Annotated in this window: 13 protein-coding genes; 1 reads left to right on the top strand and 12 read right to left on the bottom strand. The window is 64.1% G+C overall.

Features of this window, described 5'->3' with window-relative positions; translation table 11 throughout:
* Positions 1-22: 22 nt before the first annotated feature.
* The 3 genes from ligD to BX591_RS07525 all read right to left on the bottom strand — a co-directional run bounded on the left by ligD (position 23) and on the right by BX591_RS07525 (position 5,906).
* Positions 23-3,160 (bottom strand): DNA ligase D, encoded by a 3,138-nt coding sequence (gene ligD / locus BX591_RS07535; RefSeq protein WP_111930042.1) that lies wholly within the window; start codon positions 3,158-3,160, stop codon positions 23-25.
* A gap of 56 nt (positions 3,161-3,216) precedes the next feature.
* Entirely contained in the window at positions 3,217-4,287 is a 1,071-nt protein-coding gene (gene ku / locus BX591_RS07530; protein WP_111930041.1) for a non-homologous end joining protein Ku, read from the bottom strand.
* A 365-nt stretch (positions 4,288-4,652) separates the two neighbouring features.
* Positions 4,653-5,906, bottom strand: coding sequence for a cytochrome P450 (locus tag BX591_RS07525; RefSeq protein WP_111930040.1), 1,254 nt, complete (start codon positions 5,904-5,906; stop codon positions 4,653-4,655).
* Between the two features lie 164 nt (positions 5,907-6,070).
* Between BX591_RS07525 and serB the strand changes: the two genes are divergently transcribed.
* On the top strand, positions 6,071-6,910 hold the full coding sequence (gene serB, locus BX591_RS07520; protein WP_111930039.1) for a phosphoserine phosphatase SerB: 840 nt from the start codon (positions 6,071-6,073) through the stop codon (positions 6,908-6,910).
* 245 nt (positions 6,911-7,155) lie between these two features.
* Here the strand turns inward: serB and BX591_RS07515 are convergent, their stop codons facing one another.
* The 9 genes from BX591_RS07515 to BX591_RS07475 all read right to left on the bottom strand — a co-directional run bounded on the left by BX591_RS07515 (position 7,156) and on the right by BX591_RS07475 (position 16,583).
* Positions 7,156-7,605, bottom strand: a complete 450-nt coding sequence (locus BX591_RS07515; RefSeq protein WP_111930038.1) for a hypothetical protein — start codon at positions 7,603-7,605, stop codon at positions 7,156-7,158.
* 198 nt (positions 7,606-7,803) lie between these two features.
* Positions 7,804-8,988 carry a cystathionine beta-lyase gene (locus BX591_RS07510; RefSeq protein WP_111930037.1) on the bottom strand — a complete coding sequence of 395 codons (1,185 nt, stop codon included), beginning with the start codon at positions 8,986-8,988 and terminating at the stop codon, positions 7,804-7,806.
* 169 nt (positions 8,989-9,157) lie between these two features.
* The gene (locus BX591_RS07505; protein ID WP_111930036.1) at positions 9,158-9,859 is read right to left on the bottom strand and encodes a hypothetical protein; all 702 of its coding nucleotides are present in this window, start codon (positions 9,857-9,859) and stop codon (positions 9,158-9,160) included.
* Between the two features lie 96 nt (positions 9,860-9,955).
* On the bottom strand, positions 9,956-11,140 hold the full coding sequence (gene bktB, locus BX591_RS07500; protein ID WP_111930035.1) for a beta-ketothiolase BktB: 1,185 nt from the start codon (positions 11,138-11,140) through the stop codon (positions 9,956-9,958).
* Between the two features lie 73 nt (positions 11,141-11,213).
* A complete protein-coding gene (locus BX591_RS07495; RefSeq protein ID WP_111930034.1) occupies positions 11,214-12,173 on the bottom strand; it encodes a sugar kinase in 960 nt (319 codons plus the stop codon).
* A gap of 3 nt (positions 12,174-12,176) precedes the next feature.
* Positions 12,177-13,568, bottom strand: coding sequence for a 30S ribosomal protein S12 methylthiotransferase RimO (gene rimO / locus BX591_RS07490; protein ID WP_111930033.1), 1,392 nt, complete (start codon positions 13,566-13,568; stop codon positions 12,177-12,179).
* Between the two features lie 301 nt (positions 13,569-13,869).
* Entirely contained in the window at positions 13,870-14,892 is a 1,023-nt protein-coding gene (locus BX591_RS07485; protein WP_111930266.1) for a tRNA dihydrouridine synthase, read from the bottom strand.
* Between the two features lie 208 nt (positions 14,893-15,100).
* The gene (gene phaR, locus BX591_RS07480) at positions 15,101-15,709 is read right to left on the bottom strand and encodes a polyhydroxyalkanoate synthesis repressor PhaR (RefSeq protein ID WP_111930032.1); all 609 of its coding nucleotides are present in this window, start codon (positions 15,707-15,709) and stop codon (positions 15,101-15,103) included.
* A 133-nt stretch (positions 15,710-15,842) separates the two neighbouring features.
* On the bottom strand, positions 15,843-16,583 hold the full coding sequence (locus BX591_RS07475) for a 3-ketoacyl-ACP reductase (protein WP_111930031.1): 741 nt from the start codon (positions 16,581-16,583) through the stop codon (positions 15,843-15,845).
* Positions 16,584-16,764 lie beyond the last annotated feature (181 nt).

Raw genomic sequence — 16,764 nt, 5'->3', positions numbered from 1 at the left:
CAGGTGATGGGCTGGCGTGACGCTAACGCGCGCCTTCCAGCCGTTTTTTCATGGCCGCGGTGAGACGCTGACGCGTCTTTGCATAGTCGGCCCACGGATCGTGCTTGAGGTCCGCCAGCCGCTCGTGCAGGTTCTCGATGGTCCATTGATCCCCGGCGGTGGTCGTGCCGACTTCGTCCCACGCCAGCGGCACGGACACCCCGAGGCCGGGCCGGGCGCGTGCCGAGAAGGCGGCCACGGTGCTCGAGCCGCGGTTATTGCGCAGATAGTCGACGAAGATCTTCCCCTTGCGATTCCGCGCGCCCATCTTCGCGCTGAAATGCGTGGGCAGCGTGGCCGCCATGTGCTGCGCGACGGCCTGCGAGAAGCCCTTGACGTCGTCCCAGCCCGCCTGCTTCGCGAGCGGCACGACCACGTGCAGCCCTTTGCCGCCGCTCGTCTTGCAGAACGACGCGAGGCCGAGTTCGTCGAGCAGCGAACGGGTCAGCTGCGCGGCCTCGATCATGCGTTGCCAGTCGAGCGATGTGTCGGGGTCGAGATCGAACACCATCCGGTCGGGCTTCTCGATGTTCGACACGACGGCATTCCATGTGTGGAATTCCACGGTGCCCATTTGCGCCGCGCCGATCAGCGCCTCGAGCGTGTCGACGGTGATCAGCGGCGGATGGCCGGGGTCGAGGCCGGGATGTTGTTCGACGTTCGGAATCGACAGTTTCTGGCTGTGCTTCTGAAAAAACAGTTCGCCGCCAATGTCCTCGGGCGCCCGCACCAGCGAGACCGGCCGGTCTTTCAGATGCGGCAGCATCCAGTCGGCGACGGATTCGTAGTAGCGCACGAGATCGAGCTTGCGCGTGCCGGTGCTTTTGTCGATCACGCGGTCGGGGTGCGAGACGCGGACGCCGGCAACGTCGGCGGGGGCTGCGGTGACTTTGGCCGATTTGGCGGTGACGCGCCTGGTTGCGCTTTTTTTTGCCGTGGCTGGCGTGGGGGATTTCGCGGTGGATTTCGCGGCAGGCTTTTTCGACGATGCGAATTCCTTCGTTGCGCTTTTCGCCGCAGTAGTCTTCGCCGCAGTAGTCTTCGTCGCAGCGGTCTTCGTCGCAGCGGTTTTCGTCACGGCAGTTCTAGCTGCAGTCGTCTTCATCGCGGCACGTTTTTTCGGCGCGGCCTCGGGCGCGGTATCGGTTTGCTCTTGCACATCGGCTCCTTGACTGGGGGCTTCCTTGACGATCTGGCGCGCCGGTTTGTCGTTGCGCAAACTCACGAACGACGCCTGCCGCACGATGCCGTCGCCGGTCCACTCCACGAAGTTGCACTCGGCGACGAGCACCGGCTCGACCCAGTGCACCCGCGTGCGGCTGCGCTCGCGCGGTGCGGCGGCAAACGGCATGCGTTGCGTCTCGTGAGCGTCGAGCTGTTGCTTGACCGAGCGCAGCAGCGCGGCGTCGAAGCCGGTGCCGACGCGTCCCGCGTAGCGCAGTTGACCGTTGCCGTCGTAGATGCCGAGCAGCAACGCCCCGAATGCCGCGCGGCTGCCGGCCGGCTCCGAATAGCCGCCGATCACGAACTCCTGACGCCGCCGGCACTTCAGCTTGATCCACGACGACGAGCGCCCCGCCAGATAGCCGCTGTCGCGCCGCTTGCCGATGATCCCTTCGAGCGCCATGTCGCATGCGCTTTTCAGGAGGTCGTCGGCGCTGAACTCGAAATCGTTCGAAAAGCGCAGCACGCTGTCGTCGACGTCCTCAAGCAGCGCCCGCAGGATGGCGCGGCGCTGTTCGAGCGGCACGTCGCGCAAGTCATAGCCGTTCAGGAACGGCAGATCGAACAGATAGACGACGATGTCCTGCGGGCGATTCGCGTCGAAGGCGTTTTGCAGCGCCTGGAAGCTCGGTACGCCGTGTTCGTCGAGCACCACCGCTTCACCGTCGAGCCACGCGCTGTCCACGCCGAGTCGTTCGAACGCCTTGACCTGCTGGTTGAACTTCGCGGTCCAGTCGTTGCCGGCGCGGGTAAATATCTTGACCTTGTCGGCTCTGGCGGTCGAATCGATGCGGGTCAGAATACGGTAACCGTCGAACTTGATTTCGTACGACCATCCGTCGCCCTGTGGCGCACTGTCGATGAGCGTGGCCAGTTGCGGCTTGAGGGTCGCGGGCAAGCGGACTTTGACGGCGCCTTCGATCGACGGAGACTGGGCGAGTTCACGCAGCGACTGGGCGGTGCGCGTGGCGACGATATCGGGGCGGTTGCCGCGGCCGTCTGGAGCGGGGCGAGTGGGGGAACGGCTGGTGGCGCTTTTTGCAGCGCTTTTTGCAGCGCTTTTTGCAGCGCTCTTTGTGGCGCTCTTTGTGGCGCTCTTTGCGGCGCTCTTTGCGGCGCTCTTTGCGGCGCTTTTTGCGGCGCTTTTTGCGGCGCTTTTTGCGGCGCTTTTTGCGGCGCTTTTGCTCGAGCCATTGCCGGGGCTCTTGCCGGGGTCGTCGTCGAGGTCTCTGCCCTTTTCAGCCCGCCTCGACGCGGCGTCGCTTCGTGATGCCGACTTCGCTCCTTGCCCCGGCGACGAGGCACCGTCGCCCAGCACACTCCCCGGCCGCGCCTTCAGCACGTCGTACTCGCTTTGCTCACGCGCTTCGTCGTCGCGCTCCTTGATCAGCAGCCACTGCTCCTTGTCGCCGCTGCCACGCATATGGCTGCGCACCAGGGTCCAGCCGCCGCGCAGCTTGTCTCCGTCGAGCCTGAACTTGAGCTTGCCCGCCTCATACGAGCGCTGCGCCCCCTTCGTGCCGTCGAGCGGTTCCCAGGTGCCCCGATCCCAAACGATCACGGTCCCCGCACCATAATTCCCGGGCGGAATCGTCCCTTCGAACGAGCCGTACTCGACAGGGTGATCCTCGACATGCACCGCAAGCCGCTTCACCGACGGATCGAGACTCGGCCCTTTCGGCACCGCCCACGACAGCAGCGCGCCGTTCAGTTCGAGGCGGAAATCGTAGTGCAGGCGTCGCGCGTGATGCTCCTGGATCACGAACGACAGCGCCGGGCCCGCCGCGCGCGACGCGCTTTTGCGCGCAGCTTTCTGGCGGCCGACGCGCGCGCCCGCAGGCTCCGGCGTCGCGTCGAAACGTCGCTTGCGGGTGTAGAGATCGAGCCGGTCTGGCATGGCGGTGATGTCGTCGCGGGTTGGAAGAACGTGGCTATGTCGCGTGAGGCGGGTCGTCAAGCGGCCGCGCGGCGCTTACGCGCCGATGGTGCGGATGTCGATGCTGTCTTCGAGGTCTTTGCCGATTTAGGTGCGGCACGGCTTGCGCCACTGGTGCTACCGGTCCGGGTGCGCGTCTTACCCGTCGCTCCCTCCGCCGCCGCGCCACGCGTCGAGCGAGGTTTTTTACGAGCTGGGGCGCCTGCTTCGGTATCCGCTTCATCGCCCGCTTCGTCTGCGTCATCTCCGTCGTCCGCGGCACGCTTGCGGCCTCCCTTGGCCGGCTTGCCCTTGCTGCGGCCCAGACTGCGTTTGAGCAGATCGGACAGATCGAGAATATCGGCCGAGCGACGCGACTCGCGCGGCGTTTCGACTTCAGTGATCTCTTCGGTCTTACCTGCGCGGATCTTGCGCTCGACGAGCGCCATGATGTCGTCATGGAACGTATCGCGATAGTTCGACGGATCCCAGGCATCGCTCATGTCCTGGATCAGCTTTTTCGCCATGTCGAGTTCGCGGGTGCTGACGCCCGCGGCTTTCATGCCGTCGGCCGGCAGCTTGAATTCGTCGAAGTCGCGCACCTCGGCGGCCCAGCGCAGCGTATTGAGCGCCAGCACGGGCCCGACCGGAATCAGCGCCGCAAGATGCTGCTTGTTGTGCAGCACGACGTTCGCCACGCCGATCTTGCCGGTTGCTTTCATCGCTTCGCGCAGCAGCGCGTAGACCTTTTCACCTTTGCGATCCGGCGTCAGGAAGTAAGGGGTGTCGAGATAGAGGAACGAGATGGCGGCCGCGTCGACGAAAGCGAGAATGTCGACCGTCTGCGTCGACTCGGGATTCGCCGAGCGAATCTCGTCGTCCGACAGCACGACGTAGCGGTCTTTCTCGTATTCGAAACCACGCACGATGTTCTCGCGCGTCACGTCTTTGCCAGTGCGCTTATTGATCTGCTTGTAGCCGATCGGATCGATCGAGCGTTTGTCGAGCAGATTGAAACCGACTTTCTCCGACTGCGTGGCCGGATATAACTGCACCGGCACGTGGACAAGGCCGAAACTGATTGCGCCCTTCCAGATCATGTGTGCCATCGTCCGCTCCGTTGGCCCGAGAGCCAGCATGAAGCAGGCGGCGTGCCACGGGGTGGTGCCGGGCACCCGGCGGTGGCCTGGCGGGGGCCGAGGGGGGCTGGATGTGGACGTGGACGTGGACGTGGACTGGGATTGGAGCTGGAGCTGGAGCTGGAGCTGGAGCTGGAGCTGGAGCTGGAGCTGAAGCTGGGGCCAAGGCTAGGCTGGAGCTGGGATGGCCGGCTAAATGGCCAAGGCGCGGCGATGCCGCGCCGATTGCGTCGAGGCTCGGGCTGTAAGTCTTGCGTCAGACAGGCAAAAGATACGGAGCGCGGTGTCTGTCGCGCCACACGTTCCGGCGCGGCGCCACGAAGCCGCGCGCCAGGCTACGCGGCCGGCCGCCGCGCCGCCTCAAGCGCCACCGGCACCGCGGCAAATCCTCGAAACCGCACGCGCCCGCCCCGCGTCGGCTCGCCGTCCAGCCGGTAATCCGGAAACCGCTGCACAAAGCGGCCGATCGCAATCCGCGCCTCCAGCCGCGCGAGCGACAACCCTGCGCACTGATGAATGCCGAAGCCGAACGCGAGATGCCGGTTCGGCGTACGACGAATATCGAACCGGTCCGGCTCGGCGAAATGCTCGGGATCGCGATTGGCCGCGCCGATGCACAACGTGACCGGCGTGCCGCGCACGACCGCGACGCCACCGATCTCGGTGTCGACGGTCGCCATCCGGTTGCCCAGCTGGTTCGAACTTTCGAAGCGCAAACATTCCTCGACCGCCGACTCGATCAGCGACGGCTCGGCCAGCAACGCGGCGCGCGCTTCGGGCCAGTCGGTGAGCGTGACGAGGCCGTTGCCGATCAGATTGGTGGTCGTCTCATGCCCGGCGTTCAGAATGAAAATGCAGTTCTGCAGCAGTTCCATCTCGGACAACTGCTCGCCCCCCTCCTCGCCCTGAATCAGACGCGTCAGCACATCGTGCTGCGGGTCGCCGGGCTCGCGCCGCCGCCGTGCGACCAGATCGCGCAAATACGCGACGAATTCGCTTACGGCGCGATTGCCCCGCTCGAGTTGCGTGTCGGTGAGCGACGGTTCGAGCGCGCCGAGTATTGCCAGCGACCAGTCGCGCAGCGGCTCGCGCTCGGCGTGCGGTACGTCGAGCAGATTGCCGATGATCTCGACCGGAATTGCCGATGCGAACTCGCCGATCAGATCGATGCGCCCACGTTCGGCCGCCGCATCGAGCAGACCATCGACGAGGCGGACCAGCCCCGGTTCCATCGCCGCGATCGCACGCGCCGTCAATGCCCCCGCGATCAGTTTGCGCACGCGCGTATGACGCGGTGGATCGTTGAAAACCAGACTGGTTGTGTGATGCGCGTAGAGCGGCGAGTCGCCGTACTTCGGCTTGAATTCGACGGTCTTGTCGGAGCTGAAGGTTTTCGGATCGCGATAGACGGCCTGGACGTCGCGAAACCGTGTCAGAAACAACGAGCCGTCCGGCATGCGTCGGATCGGTTCGTGGGTGCGTAGCGCGTGGTAGACCGGATACGGGTCGGCGTAAAACGCTGGGTTCAGTTGGCGCAGATCGAAATCGCGCGCGAGGGTGGATGGATCGCTGGCGGTCGCCGGGGGCATGCGTTGTCTCCGTTAGGGATGCGCCAGTATGAACCGGACGCTTCAGGATTGCACCCGCCGGTGCTTACCTGGGCGCCCGTCGTCGAGCCGTTACTCGAGCCGTTACAATAGCGGGATTTTCCGCGCGCTGCGTCCCCGTCCTCTTCTGCGTCTCTGCGTCGTCCATGAACCTCGTCATTCAAAGCCCAGCTCCTCTTTCCGCCGACCATCACAAAACGCTGATCGCGCTGGCACGCGGCTCGCACGCCGTCCAGATCGATGCGAACGCGCTTCGCATCGCCGACGCCAACGTCGATCAGCGCGCCGATCTCGACGTCTACTGCGCCACCCATCGGCTGGATTATGCTTTTATCGAACCCGGCCGCGAGCTGCGTGACTTCGGGCTGGTCGCGATGGACATGGACTCGACGCTGATCACGATCGAATGCATCGACGAAATCGCAGACTTCTGCGGCCTGAAAGCCGAAGTCGCCGCGATCACCGAGGCTTCGATGCGCGGCGAAATCAAGGACTTCAACGAGAGCCTGACGCGGCGCGTCGCGCTGCTCCAGGGTCTCGACGCCAGCGCGCTCGAACGGGTTTACGAAGAACGGCTGCAACTCTCGCCGGGTGCGGAACAGATGCTCGCAGGCGCCAAAGCCGCCGGATTGAAAACGCTGCTGGTATCAGGCGGATTCACGTTCTTCACCGAAAAACTGAAGCAGCGCCTCGGTCTGGATTTCATCCGCGCGAACACGCTCGAGATCGTGGACGGCAAACTGACCGGCAAGGTGATCGGAGAGATCGTCAACGCCGACGTCAAGGCACGCACGCTGCGCGAGATCTGCACCCAGTTGAGCATCAAGCCGAGTCGCGCGATTGCCATGGGCGACGGCTCGAACGATCTGAAGATGATGGCCGAAGCCGGATTGTCCGTGGCGTTCCGCGCGAAGCCGGTGGTGCGCGAAGCGGCTAGCGTGGCGTTCAACTACGTGGGACTGGACGGCTTGTTGCGGCTGTTCTGATGCGTGAATGCTGGCGGACTTTTACGAAACTCCGCCAGCCGAAATCCTGCCGACCGGGTCGGCTTATCTATTTAGGATATCGATAAGAAGTGCCACGGACGTGAGCAGACTTATAACAGTCGCGAACGTGCCGACCCGCACCACAAAGCGTTCGACGTTTTCGCTGGATTCGAAATAAGCGGCTATTGTCTTCATACGTACCTCGCTGAAAACGGCAGTCTAAATGCCCTGCTATCTGAAAAAACCTATCGTGGATAGGCATGAACGATTGCAAAAAAAACAGCGGCGGCGGCCACCAGGAAAATCGACGTGCCGATCGCACCTCGCGGAAATCCTCCGGCAACGAACCCGGTGCGCTGAGCGCGACTCGTGGCTCCTCCACGTTCGTCATGCGCGTCGAGCAGGCACGCCATGACGATGACCGAGCACGAAAAGCCAACCAGACAACAGGCCATCATGCCGATCTCCAGCATCGACACGTTGTCGCTGCCGCGCTCCAGTTCCGTCAATCCCTCATAAATCGCGGACGCACACAAGCCGGTCGCACACCAGAATAGTTGGCCGTCTTTCACCGATGCGGCGATCAGCGTTCCTGCGGCGCGCCAACCGCGTGCGGGGGCGACGAGCGCGAGCGTAAAGATCGGGCCGATGATCGGCACGCCAAGATTCAGCAACGTCCAGAAGAATAGATTCATCGAAACTCACCATGATGTGGCAACCGTTAGTCGGGATGCACATCATCGTAGCGGCGCAACGTCGCGCTGAACATTCGGCCGGATGGTCAGGTCAACCGGCTATCTTGACAAACAAAAAAGCCCACCGGGAGCACGTCCCGATGGGCTTGACCGTCCTTCGAATCTTCTGCGAATCTTCGTGGGATACGGCTCAGGTGTTCAAGCCAACGCCGCCAGACTCTGCTCGATATCCGCGCGCAGATCCGCCGCTTCTTCGAGACCCATGTAGAAGCGCACCAGGGTGCCGCGATGCGGCCATTGCCCGGCGGTACGCATCGACGCGACGTCGTACGGCATCACGAGGCTCTGCGCGCCGCCCCAGCTCCAGCCGATCGAGAAGAGTTCGAGCGACTCGCAGAACGTGTCGATTTGCGCCGCGCTGTAGCGGCCGTCGAACACCACGGAAAACAGTCCGCCCGCGCCCGTGAAGTCGCGTTTGAAAAACTCGTGACCCGGGCAGTCGGCCAGCGCCGGGTGCAACACCGCGGCGATTTCAGGCCGCGTCTTCAGCCAGACGGCGAGCTCGAGCGCGGCCCGGTCATGCTGCGCGAAGCGCAGTTGCATGCTCGGCAGGCTGCGCAGAATCAGCGAACAATCGTCCGACGACACGCCGATACCCATGCGCATACGCGCCGCCTTCAGCTTCAGATGCAACTCGCGATCGACGGTAATCGTCGCGCCCATCAGCACGTCGCCGCCGCCCGACTGGTATTTGGTCAGCGCCTGCACCGAAATGTCGACGCCGTGGTCGAACGGCCGGAAACCGAGCCCGGCCGACCACGTGTTGTCGATCGCCGTGACGACGTTGCGCGCCCGCGCCACTGCGGTGATCGCCGGCACATCGGCCACTTCCATCGTCACCGAGCCCGGCGCTTCGAGCCAGATCAGCCGCGTGTTCGGCTGGATCAGATCGGCGATACCCGCGCCGATCAGCGGATCGTAATAGCGCACCGTGATATCGAAATCGCGCGCCAGCCAGTCGCCATGATCGCGGTTCGGCGAGTAGACGTTATCCGGAATCAGCACGTCGTCGCCGGCCTTGACGAGGCCAAAATACACATTCGAAATCGACGACAACCCGGACGGCTGCAGCAGCGCGTGATTGCCGCCTTCGATCGTGGCCAGCCGCTGCGCCAGCACCAGCGAAGTCGGCGTGGCGTGCAGGCCGTAGCGCCACTGCGCGTCGTTTTTCCAGTCGAGCGCGCGCATGGTCGCGAGATCGGGAAACACGACCGTCGACGCGCGCGTGACCGGCATCGAGAACGACTCGAAGCCCGGCGTGAGCTGATCCTCGGCACGCACGATACGGGTTTGCAGAGCGCGTTTGAGTTTGGATTGGGTCATGGTGAGATTCGGTGAAAGACAGACAGATACGAAGACTACGCGGTTTCAGGACAGACGCCGCGGCGGTCGCAATCAATGCAGCCGGCGAGCCGGTGCGATGTTGTCTCGTGCACGGATGCGCGCACGGACTCGCTCACGCGCGGACTGTGAGGCCCGCGCGTGAGCGGCTTCATTCGCCGGTTTGCAGATTGCTGACGCCGCCCACGGCGTGGCCGCCGTTTGCGGGCGCCGAGCCCGGTGCGCCGCCCGCGCCGACCGCCGACGCTTGCGGTGCGGCGGCAGCGGTGTTCGCGCCGATCGCCGCAGTCGCCGAGGCCGGCGCGCCGGGAGGCGGCACCGCTTGTCCCGCCGCCAGCGGCTTCAGATCGAACGGCTGCGGGTCGGAATCGTCGACATTCATACGATCGCCCGCCACCGAGCCATCTGCCGCGAACTTGCCGACCCAGTTGCCGGTGATATGCGTGCCGTCGTTCGATTCCTCGACTTCGAGCGTGTCGCCGTCATGGTCGCCGGCGATCAGGATCACCTCGCCGGTGTCCGTGAATTGATACTCGCCGTGCACGCCGGAGGGATCGTCGGTTTTCGCGCCGAGTCGCAGCACGATCTGACGCGCGCCCAGCATGCCGACGTAGCGCGGGAATCTGGCGAACTCGGGGCTCGGCTTGAGCGGCAACTGGATCGCCGGGGGCGCCGCCAGTTCCTTCACCGCATCGCTTTGCGCCCATGCCTGCGTCGACGTCAAGGTGGCCATACCGGCGCACAGCAACACGGCAACACGCATCGCGGCCCAACCGCGCCGCCGCGTTGCTCCGCACGTTGCTGTGTGTGTTGCTCCAAGTGTTGCTACGTGTCTCGCGTTCAATTCCTGCATCAATCCCTTCCTTGTTGCTTGCTACCTGATTTCTACATGCTCGCGACCGTCGCGAACGTCAGATCGCGAATCCCGGAGCCAGAATCAGACCCGCTCTCAGATCCGTTCGAAGATCGCCGCGATCCCTTGCCCGCCGCCAATGCACATTGTCACCAGCGCATAGCGGCCGCCGACGCGCTGCAGTTCATACAGCGCCTTCACGGTGATCAGCGCGCCGGTCGCGCCGATCGGATGGCCGAGCGAAATGCCCGACCCGTTCGGGTTCACCTTGGCCGGGTCGAAGCCCAGTTCCTTGCTGACCGCGCAGGCCTGTGCGGCGAAGGCTTCATTGGCTTCGATCACGTCGAGATCGGCGACCGTCAGACCCGCGCGCTCGAGCGCCTTGCGGCTGGCCGGGACCGGGCCGATACCCATGTACGCCGGATCGACGCCCGCATGCGCGTACGACACCAGTCGCGCAAGCGGCTTGATGCCGCGCTGCTCGGCGACGCTGCGCTCCATCAGCACGACGGCCGCAGCGGCGTCGTTGATGCCCGACGCATTGCCGGCCGTGACCGTGCCGTTTTCCTTCGCGAACACCGGCTTGAGTTTGGAAAAGTCTTCCGGCGTGGCGCTCAGGCGCGCGTGTTCGTCGGTGTCGAACACGACGTCGCCCTTCTTCGACGGGATCGTGATCGGCAGGATCTGATCCTTGAAGTAGCCGTTCGCGATCGCGTTGGCCGCGCGGCGATGCGATTCGAGCGCGAGCGCGTCTTGCGCTTCGCGCGAGATGTCGTATTTGCGCGCCACGTTTTCAGCGGTCACGCCCATGTGGATCGACTGGAACGGGTCGTTCAGCGCGCCGACCATCATGTCGACGAGGCGCGCGTCGCCCATGCGCTGGCCGAAGCGCGCAGCGGGCATCGAGTACGGTGCGCGGCTCATGTTCTCCGCGCCGCCGCCGATCGCGATGTCGGCGTCGCCGAGCAGCACGCTTTGCGCAGCCGAGATAATGGCCTGCAAGCCCGAGCCGCACAGGCGGTTCACGGTCAGCGCGGGCGCGTGCTGCGCGACGCCGCCGTTGATCGCGGCCACCCGCGCCAGATACATGTCTTTCGGCTCGGTGTGCACGACGTTGCCGAACACCACGTGCCCGACTTCGTCACCCGACACGTTGGCGCGTGCCAGCGCTTCACGCACGACGCGCGCACCGAGATCGGTCGGCGGAAAATCCTTCAGACTGCCGCCGAAACCGCCGATTGCCGTACGCACACCGCTTACCACCACTACGTCTCGTTGCATCGCTCGCTCCTCTTTTAGTCTCTCAAGATAATCTTGCCGGGCGCCACCGCGCTTTACGCCGAAGCGCGTGGCGTCAGCCCGCCAGCCGCTGTTCGACCGCCGCCCGCGAGGGAATCGGCGCGACCGCGCCGTAACCCTGCGTGGACAGGGCCGCAGCGGCGTTCGCATAGCGCGCCGCGGTAAATGGATCGTCGCCCGCCACCACGCGCGCGATAAACGCGCCGCCGAAGCAGTCGCCCGCGCCGGTGGCGTCGACGGCGTTGACCGCGAAGCCCGGCACGACGCGCCGCTCGTGCGGGGTCGCGATGTACGAGCCTTCCTTGCCGAGCTTGAGCGCGACCACGCCCGGGCCGTGCGACAACAGGAAATCGACGATCTCGTCGCGGCCCGTCAAACCCGTGAGGTCGGTCACGTCGTCCCAGCTCGGCAGGCAGATGTCGGTCTGGCGGATCGCCTCGAGCATCACCGCGCGAGCGCGCGCCAGCGGCCACAGCTTCAGACGCAGGTTGGTGTCGAAGCTCACGCGCACGCCGTTGGCTCGCGCGTGCGCGATCGCTTCCAGCGCGGCGTCGCACGCGCTCAGGCTGATCGCAAGGCTGATGCCGGAAAGATGGACGACCCTGGCCGCGGCGATCGCGTCGCGCGGCAGATCGTGCGGCGCATAGCGGCTCGCGGCCGAACCGGCGCGCAGATAGTCGAACGCGTGGCCGTCAGGGCCGTGCGACACGAAATACACGCCGGTGGATGCCTGCTGATCGACTTTGACGAGTGCCGTGTCGACTTGCTCGCGTTCCCACAGGTCGATCAGCAGACGGCCGAAATGATCCGCGCCAACGGCGGACACGAAACCGGTGCGCGCGCCTTGCCGTGCGGCGGCGATGCAGAAGTTCGACGTATCGCCGCCAAAGCCTTGCAGATAGTTCGGCTGATCTTTCGCCGACTGGTTGAATTCGATCATCGCCTCGCCGAGCGCGAGGATCTCGGGCGCCCGCGCCGGCTGGGCAGCGGTTGCAGCGGTTGCGCTGACCGACATGCTTTAAACCTCGCCCCACAGATCGTGGCCGTCGGCGCCGGTGATTTTCACCGACACGAAATCGCCGACCTTGTAGCGCTTCGACGCCTTGGTTGCCGGCGCGATATACACGACGCCGTCGATCTCCGGCGCGTCCGCGGCAGTGCGGCCAATGCCGCCATCCGCATTGATTTCGTCGACCAGCACTTTCAACGTCTTGCCGACCTTCTTCGCGATGCGCTTCGCCGAAACTTCTTCGGCCACTTCCATGAAACGCGCGCGACGCTCTTCGCGCACTTCGTCGGGCAACGCACCGTCGAGTTCGTTCGCCGTGGCGCCTTCCACCGGCGAGTAGGCAAAGCAACCGACCCGATCCAGCTCCGCCTCGCGGATGAAATCGAGCAGCGTCTGAAACTGCTCTTCGGTCTCACCCGGGAAACCGGCGATGAACGTGCTGCGAATGGTCAGATCCGGGCACATTTCGCGCCACTTCTTCACGCGCTCCATCACCTTTTCGGCATTGGCGGGGCGCTTCATGCGCTTGAGCACTTCCGGATGCGCGTGCTGGAACGGCACGTCGAGATACGGCAGCACGTGGCCCTTGTAAGGACCTTCGGCCATCATCGGAATCACTTCGTCGACGCTCGGGTACGGGTACACGTAGTGCAGGCGCACCCACGCGCCGTATTGCGCCGCGAGTTCGCCGAGCGCGCCGACCAGGTCGGTCATGCGCGTCTTGATCGGCTTGCCGTTCCAGAAGCCCGTGCGATATTTGACGTCGACACCGTAGGCGCTCGTGTCCTGCGAAATCACCAGCAGTTCCTTCACGCCGGACTTGAACAGATTTTCCGCTTCGAGCATCACGTCGGCGACGGGACGCGACACGAGGTCGCCGCGCATCGACGGGATGATGCAGAACGTGCAACGATGGTTGCAGCCTTCGGAAATTTTCAGGTACGCGTAGTGGCGCGGCGTGAGCTTGACGCCGGCAGCGGGCACGAGGTCGACGAACGGATCGTGCGGCTTGGGCAGATGGGTATGCACGTGCTGCATCACTTCGCCCAGCGCGTGCGGACCAGTCACGGCCAGCACCTTCGGATGCACTTCTTCGATCAGACCGGACCCGCTCGCGCTCTTTTTCGCGCCCAGACAGCCGGTGACGATCACCTTGCCGTTTTCGTTGAGCGCTTCGCCGATCGCGTCGAGACTTTCCTGCACCGCCTCGTCGATGAAGCCGCAGGTATTGACGACCACGAGGTCCGCGCCGTCGTAGGTGCCGGAGATTTCGTAACCTTCGGCGCGCAGTTGCGTGATGATCTGCTCGGAATCGACCAAAGCTTTCGGGCAGCCGAGGCTAACGAATCCGACCTTCGGAGCTGAAGCGGTCGGCACGGCGGGAGAAGTGGTCTGCGACATAGGGTGGGTCCGGCGTATAGCGGTGACGGTAACGACAAATGGGGGACGGTGCAGGACGACGCAATATGGCCTGCGGGGCGGCAATCCAGCCCCGGGCAAACGCCCGCACATGTAACCAATTATTGTACCGTGCTGGCGGGTGGGTGTTCGCGCTGCGTGGGCGCCGTGCGCGCGGCAAGCGGACCACCCTCGGACGGTCGCCACAAATGAAAACAGCCGCTTAAGCGGCTGTTTGGCGGTTCAGGACCGTATTTGTCGCCGAGTTGCCCCGTTCGACGGTCGATCAGGCATCGCCTAATCGTTATGTGATCGTCAGCAACCGAGACTCGCCTGACAATACGCCGATTGTCGTAGGATCCGGAGCAAAACTCTCGTGCGCCAGCGACGCTTCGATCACCTCGAGAATCTCCCGCGAATCCTGCAACCGTCGGATCGACGCATGCAGTTCAATCGCCTGCGACCAGGTGCGCTTCAGATAGCTCAGCCACATCTTGACGCGCCCATGCTCATGCAGATGCGTGGCGCGAGCCTGCAATTTCCGCAGATACCCCGCGATATAACCCAACACGGTCTGCCATTCCTCAGCGGATGGATTGCGCGCCATCAGGCCGCGTATGCGCAGCGCCAGAAAGGGATCCGACACCGCGCCACGCCCGATCATCACGTCGTCACAGCCGCTGATGGACCGGCAGCGCTCCCAGTCGGCGACCGTCCATACTTCGCCGTTCGCAACGACCGGCACGTCGACGGCGGCGTCGATCGCGGCGATCCACTCCCAGTGGGCCGGTGGCCGGTAACCGTCGTCGCGGGTTCGGGCATGCACCACGAGCGACGCCGCGCCCGCTTCCGCCAACGCCACCGCGCAGTCGATCGCGAGCGACGTATCGGCCACGCCGAGGCGCATTTTCGCGGTCACGGGAATCTCCGCGGGCACCGCCGCGCGCACGGCCGAAACGATCCGGTGCAGTTGTTCAGGGTCGCCCAGCAGCATCGCCCCGCCGCCGTGCTGATTGACGATCTTCGCGGGGCAGCCGAAGTTCAGATCGACGCCATGCTGTGACAGGCGAGCGGCCCGCTCCGCGTTTGCGGCCATCCATTCAGGATCGCTGCCGAGCAACTGGATCACCGTGGGCGTGCCGCTGAGGGTGCGGCCGCCGTGCAGAATTTCAGGCGCTTCCCGTTCGTAGACGCGATCGGGAAGCAGCGAGCCCGTCACGCGGACGAACTCGGACACGCACCCGTCGAAGCCGCCCGTGCCGGTCAGCACGTCACGCAGCACGTAGTCGGCGACCCCTTCCATGGGGGCGAGAAACAGCCGGCTCACGTTGAAGCGCGCACCGCGTCGACGCCGCACTTGTGCCGGAAAAAGAGGGGAGTGGAACGTCCACGAACAAACATTTGATCGACCGCCGGAAGGGGATGTGGGGATGGAATCGGCGGCCAGAGCGCCCTCTCCGAAGAAAATGCCCCACACACGCAGGCCGCGATTGTACCGCGCGACGCCTTGCGCCCGGACCACCCCACCCTTGCGCTTACTTCTTCTCCGGCTCCGGATTGCTTTGCGGATTACCCGGCGCCGTGCCGGCATTGACCGGGCCACCGGGCGTAAACGGGAACGTGGCGAACATCGACTTCGCCTGGGTCTGCATCTGCTCCTGCATCTGCACGAACATGTTCTTCGACTGCTCGATGTAACTGGTCATCATGCCCTGCATCATCGGCGCCTGCATGTTCATGAATTGCGACCAGACTTCCGGGTTCATCGCCTTGCCTTCGTACAGATTCTTCGACTGGTCGGCGAGCTTCGCCTGAATGTCGATGAAGGCCTGGATGTTCTTCTCGAGATACGTGCCCATCATGCCCTGCATCGCATGACCGTAGAAGCGGATGATCTGCGACAACATCGACGACGAGAACATCGGCAAGCCACCGCTTTCCTCGTCGAGAATGATCTGCAACAGTATGGCGCGCGTCAGATCCTCGTTGCTCTTTGCATCGATGACCTTGAAATCCTCCTGATCCAGCACGAGTTGCTTCACGTCAGTCAGCGTGATGTACGTGCTTGTCTCGGTATCGTAGAGCCGACGATTCGGATATTTCTTGATCAGTCGTTCGGCTGTTTTCTTTGTAGTAGTAGTCATGTAACGCCTTTGAGCGCGAGTTGAGCGCGGAAACGGCGTCATACCGGCTGCGCAATCGGGCCATTGCGCAGCGAGACGCCGCCGGAACCATCTGAGCCATGGCGCGCTACCTTGTGAGCGGCGCGCCGGTGACTCAGCCCATATGCAAACCACCATTCAGCGAGAAGTCAGCGCCCGTCGAGAAACCCGATTCTTCCGACGCGAGCCACGCGACGATCGAACCGATTTCGTCCGGTTGGCCGAGGCGGCGCACCGGAATCGTTGCGACGATTTTCTCCAGCACGTCCGGCCGGATCGACTTGACCATATCGGTACCGATGTAGCCCGGCGACACGGTGTTGACCGTCACGCCCTTGGTAGCCACTTCCTGCGCCAGCGACATCGTGAAGCCGTGAATACCGGCCTTCGCGGTCGAGTAATTGGTCTGGCCGAACTGGCCTTTCTGACCATTCACCGACGAGATGTTGATGATCCGCCCGAAACCGCGCTCGACCATGCCGTCGATCACCTGCTTGGTGACGTTGAACAGGCTGGTCAGGTTGGTGTCGATCACCGCCGTCCAGTCTTCGTGCGTCATTTTGCGGAACACGACGTCGCGCGTGATACCGGCGTTATTCACCAGAATGTCGATCTCGCCGACTTCGCTCTTGACCTTGTCGAACGCGGCCTTGGTCGATTCCCAATCGCCGACGTTGCCTTCGGACGCGATGAAATCGTAGCCCAGCGCCTTCTGCTCTTCGAGCCACTTCACGCGGCGCGGCGAGTTCGGGCCGCAGCCCGCGACCACCTTGTAGCCTTCCTTGTGCAGCCGCTGGCAAATGCTCGTGCCGATGCCACCCATCCCGCCCGTTACGTACGCAATTCGCTGTGTCATAAACCACACTCCGTTATCGTTTTCGAGACGCCGAGCGGCGCCTCTTCCCTCGCCTGATGCTTCATCTCCGCTGCCGCCGGGCGACCGGCCGACGAGGCCATTTCAGCCACACGCTGCCTGCTTCCCGGCGGCGCGCGGCATCCCTACGTGACGCGGAACTGGCGCCTCATGGACGCCCGCC

Origin of the sequence: Paraburkholderia bryophila (assembly GCF_003269035.1) — a bacterium.
Lineage (GTDB): Bacteria > Pseudomonadota > Gammaproteobacteria > Burkholderiales > Burkholderiaceae > Paraburkholderia > Paraburkholderia bryophila.
The sequence above is the reverse complement of the archived record's forward strand: the minus strand, read 5'-3'. Positions and strand labels throughout refer to the sequence as shown.